This window comes from Gryllotalpicola sp. CP2-P1, assembly GCF_057512245.1.
On record NZ_JBLRDT010000394.1, the window covers coordinates 1 to 1,141 of the forward strand.

Consider the following 1,141-nt stretch of genomic DNA (forward strand, 5'->3'; position numbering starts at 1 on the left):
TCGGCGCGCGTCCCGCGCCCTGCGCCGGCTGCACCACCTGGCACGAGGGCGACGACATCGCCGCCGCGTTCAACACTCCGATCCACGCGGCGCACTCCGGCACGGTCGTCTTCGCCGGTTGGAACGGCGGCTACGGCAACTTCATCCTGATCGACGACGGCGACGGCATCTCGACCGCCTACGGCCACAACATCGACGGCGGCATCGTGGTCTCGGTCGGGCAGCACGTGACCGCCGGCCAGGTGATCGGGCACGTGGGCTCGACGGGCCACTCGACCGGCCCCCACCTGCACTTCGAGGTGCGCCAGAACGGCGTGCAGATCAACCCGGTGCCCTGGATGGCCCAGCACGGAGCAGCGATATGACCGAACACGACGGCTCGAGCTTCCGCCGGCCCGCGATCACGATCAGCGCGGCGGCGCTCGGCGTGCTCACCGCGGGCGTCGGCATCGTCGCGCACCCCTCGCCGGCTGACGCCGTCGAATACCCCAGCTGGGACGACGTGCAGCACGCCAAGGCGAGCGTGAACGCCCAGAAGGCGATGGTCGACAAGATCAACTCCCTCGTGGCGCACCTGCAGAGCCAGGCGACCGACGCCGGCATCCGCTCTGAGGAAGCGGTCGAGGCCTACAACCAGGCGCAGGCCGACCTCGACGACGCGACGCAGAAGGCCGCCGAGCTGCAGTCGAAGGCCGACGCCGCGCAGAAGGCGGCCGAGACCTCGACGGTGCGCGCGGGCCTGCTCGCCTCGCACCTGATGCGCACGGCCGGCACCGACGGCTCGATCGGCCTGCTGCTCGAGGGCGGCGACGCCGGCGCCGCCGACAAGCTGCTCTACCAGCTCGGCACGATGAGCCAGCTCACCGCCCAGTCGCGGAAGGTCTACGACCAGGCCGTCGCCGACCGCAACACGGCGGAGTCGCTCGCGGCCCAGGCGAAGGCGGCCCAGAAGGCGAAGAAGAAGGCGGCGGATGACGCGCAGCAGGCGCTGAAGACGGCGCAGGATGCCGCGGCCGCGGCTCAGGCCGCGGTCAGCACCCAGCAGCAGAAGCAGACCGAGCTCACGGCCCAGCTCGCATCGCTGCAGAACACGTCGACCGCGGTCGCCGCGCAGTACGTCGCTGGCCAGCAGGCGATCGCC

At 71.5% G+C, this 1,141-nt stretch carries 2 protein-coding genes; both read left to right on the plus strand.

Features of this window, described 5'->3' with window-relative positions:
* A partial coding sequence (locus ACM2XV_RS15505; protein ID WP_487027600.1) for a M23 family metallopeptidase occupies window positions 1-365 on the plus strand: 365 nt, incomplete at its 5' end.
* The coding region (locus ACM2XV_RS15510) for a coiled-coil domain-containing protein (protein ID WP_487027601.1) at window positions 362-1,141 on the plus strand (780 nt) is incomplete at its 3' end. The genes ACM2XV_RS15505 and ACM2XV_RS15510, both read left to right, overlap by 4 nt.